Genomic DNA, 3,258 nt, shown 5'->3' on the forward strand with positions numbered 1-3,258 from the left:
GGGCCTTGAAACGGACCCCCAGCCCGGGATCTGGGGCGCAGCCCCCGGGGTCTGGGGCGGAGCCCCGGGTCGGGGTCTGGGGCGGAGCCCCGGTTTTGGGGAGGGGCGGGGAGGGGAGCAGCCCGCCGTAGGCGTCATGATCTGTGGCGGGCGCGGGAGCGCCGAACCGCCACTCGGGGCGCGCGGGGCCGACGGGTCGGCCGGATCAGCCTTGCCCGTTGCCCGTTATCCGGTCGATCAGTCTCTCCCTATGCCCGTCCGGGGCACACTGCCGAATTGGTCGATCGCCGCGCGGACGCCCGTCAGGGCGGGGCCCAGGGCGCTGACCGAGCCCAGGGCGCCCGCGATGAGGAGCAGCGAGCGGCGCAGCCGGTGCAGCTCGGGGGCGCCGGTGCGGGCCATGGCGTCGAGCGCGGCCAGCTCGTCGTCCGCGATCGCCCGGTCGGGTAATTCCGCCGGGTGGGCGGCCAGGTCGCGCCTGAGCCGGGCCACGGCACGGCGCAGTTCGGCCGCCCTCGGATCGTCCTCGGTGCCCGCCACTCGCCTGACTTCCACGACTGCGGCGCCCTCCACTGACAAGGCGCCGGGTTCACCCCAGAGCCTCGCGCCTTCGTTGGCCAACACTGCCCTTCTCCCCCTCGCGCCCTCTCGCACGAACCTGCCCCCTCTCCCGCATGACCGCCCCAACCCTCCACCTCGCGTGGATTCGGACACAAGGGGCCGCGGATCAGTTAACGCCACTCAGTGCACGACGCGCTATACGGAGAGCGAAAATCAGACCGGCTGGGATGAAGCCCCCGCACCGGCCGGATGTGCGGTAAGCAGGGCCCATGGAACGTACGACGGAGGACTCCGCGCAGGTCGCCGGGATCGTACTGGCGGCCGGGGGCGGCCGGCGGCTGGGCGGGCGTCCCAAGGCCCTTTTGACGCATCGGGGGCGGCCGCTGGTGGAGCACGCCGCGCACGCGCTGCGGGAGGGCGGCTGTGCCCCGGTGCACATCGTGCTGGGCGCCGCGGCGGGGACCGTACGGGCGCGGGCGCGGCTGGACGGGTACGTCCTGGTGGACAACCCCGACTGGGAGCAGGGCATGGGCTCGTCGCTGCGGGCCGGGCTCGCCTCACTTGCCGGTACGGGCGCGAAAGCGGCGCTGGTCGCGCTGGTGGACCAGCCGGGGATCGGCGCCGAGGCGGTGGCGCGGGTGGTGGCCGCGTACCGCTCGCCGTCCTCCCTGGCGGCGGCCGCATACGGCGCGGAGCGGGGGCATCCGGTGCTGTTCGGCGCGGACCGGTGGGCGGATGTCACGGCGAGTGCGGTGGGCGACCGGGGGGCACGCGCCTATCTGCGGGCGCATCGGTCCGCGATCACGCTCGTCGACTGCTCGGATATCGCCCGTACCGACGACATCGACACCCCCGAGGACTTGACACTGCTGGAGTGAGGGGCGCCGACGGGCAGGACAGCGGTTCAACAGAAGATTGAACTTCCACCATGAGAAAATTAGTATCCACAAAGCAGAGGTACCGCGAGGTTCCAGCCGAGACTCGCCCAAGGAGTGACAGCCCATGTCCGCACCAGCGCCGTCCCCGCTGGCCATCGTCGACACCGAACCGGTGGAACGTCAGGGAGAGGTGCTGACCGACGCGGCCCTGGCCTTCCTGGCCGAGCTCCACCACCGCTTCACCCCGCGCCGGGACGAGCTGCTCGCGCGCCGCGCCGAGCGCCGCGCCGAGATCGCCCGCACCAGCACCCTGGACTTCCTCCCGGAGACCGCCCACATCCGGGACGACCCGGACTGGCGCGTCGCCCCGGCCCCGCCCGCGCTCGAGGACCGCCGGGTGGAGATCACCGGCCCCACCGACCGCAAGATGACCATCAACGCCCTCAACTCCGGCGCCAAGATCTGGCTCGCGGACTTCGAGGACGCCTCCGCCCCGACGTGGGCGAATGTGATCGGCGGCCAGCTGAATCTGATCGACGCCTATGAGCGCCGGATCGACTTCACCTCCCCCGAGGGCAAGAGCTACGCGCTGCGGCCCGACGACACGCTGGCCACCGTCGTCACCCGGCCGCGCGGCTGGCACCTCGACGAGCGCCATCTGCGCTCCGCCGACGGCCGCCCCGTCCCCGGCGCCCTCGTGGACTTCGGGCTGTACTTCTTCCATAACGCCCGCCGTCTGCTCACGATGGGCAAGGGGCCGTACTTCTACCTCCCCAAGACCGAGTCCCACCTCGAGGCCCGCCTCTGGAACGACGTCTTCGTCTTCGCGCAGGACCACCTCTCCGTTCCGCAAGGGACGATCCGCGCCACCGTTCTGATCGAGACGATCACGGCGGCGTACGAGATGGACGAGATCCTCTACGAGCTCCGCGACCACGCCTCCGGGCTCAACGCGGGCCGCTGGGACTACCTCTTCTCGATCGTGAAGAACTTCCGCGACGGCGGCCCCGGTTTCGTCCTGCCGGACCGCAACGCGGTCACGATGACCGCCCCGTTCATGCGCGCCTACACCGAACTGCTCGTCCGCACCTGCCACAAGCGCGGCGCGCACGCGATCGGCGGCATGGCGGCCTTCATCCCCTCGCGGCGCGACCCCGAGGTCAACGCCGTCGCGTTCGACAAGGTCAAGGCCGACAAGGACCGTGAGGCCAACGACGGCTTCGACGGCTCCTGGGTCGCCCACCCCGATCTGGTCCCAGTGGCCCGCGCCTCCTTCGACGCGGTCCTCGGCGACCGGCCGCACCAGAAGGAGCGGCTGCGCGAGGACGTCCATGTCACCGCGGCCGAGCTGATCGACATCGCGTCGCTCGACGCCACCCCCACCCACCAGGGCCTGCGCAACGCCGTCCAGGTCGGCATCCGCTATATCGAGGCGTGGCTGCGCGGCCTCGGCGCCGTCGCGATCTTCAATCTGATGGAGGACGCGGCCACCGCCGAGATCTCCCGCTCCCAGATCTGGCAGTGGGTCAACGCGGGGGTCGTCTTCGAGAACGGCGAGAAGGCCACCGCCGATCGTGTCCGTAAGGTCGCCACGGAGGAGCTGGCGGCGATCCGCGAGGAGGTCGGCGAGGAGGCCTTCGCCGCGGGCAGGTGGAGCCAGGCGCACGATCTGCTGCTGAAGGTCGCGCTGGACGAGGACTACGCCGAGTTCCTGACGCTGCCCGCGTACGAACTGCTGGACTGACGCGGTCCGTTCACACGGAGCAGGGGGGGGGGGGGGGCGCCGCGCGGGTGGGGGGCGGGGGCGCCCGGGGCAGCC

The 3,258-nt window shown here is 71.8% G+C and carries 3 protein-coding genes; 2 read left to right on the forward strand and 1 reads right to left on the reverse strand.

Annotated features, from left to right (window positions below; genetic code table 11):
• Positions 1-237: 237 nt before the first annotated feature.
• Positions 238-555, reverse strand: coding sequence for a DUF5955 family protein (locus tag ACFXB5_RS37815; RefSeq protein ID WP_037949307.1), 318 nt, complete (start codon positions 553-555; stop codon positions 238-240).
• Between the two features lie 275 nt (positions 556-830).
• Between ACFXB5_RS37815 and ACFXB5_RS37820 the strand changes: the two genes are divergently transcribed.
• A complete protein-coding gene (locus tag ACFXB5_RS37820) occupies positions 831-1,439 on the forward strand; it encodes an NTP transferase domain-containing protein (protein ID WP_385216960.1) in 609 nt (202 codons plus the stop codon).
• 124 nt (positions 1,440-1,563) lie between these two features.
• Positions 1,564-3,183 carry a malate synthase A gene (gene aceB / locus ACFXB5_RS37825; RefSeq protein WP_385216962.1) on the forward strand — a complete coding sequence of 540 codons (1,620 nt, stop codon included), beginning with the start codon at positions 1,564-1,566 and terminating at the stop codon, positions 3,181-3,183.
• The last annotated feature ends 75 nt before the right edge of the window (positions 3,184-3,258 follow it).

The organism is Streptomyces sp. NPDC059455, assembly GCF_042750115.1.
Taxonomy (GTDB): domain Bacteria; phylum Actinomycetota; class Actinomycetes; order Streptomycetales; family Streptomycetaceae; genus Streptomyces; species Streptomyces endocoffeicus.

Excerpts from the sequence above, each read along its gene's own strand:
- ACFXB5_RS37820 (WP_385216960.1), top strand. The coding sequence starts at position 831 with ATGGAACGTACGACGGAGGACTCCGCGCAGGTCGCCGGGATCGTACTG.
- aceB (WP_385216962.1), top strand. The coding sequence starts at position 1,564 with ATGTCCGCACCAGCGCCGTCCCCGCTGGCCATCGTCGACACCGAACCG.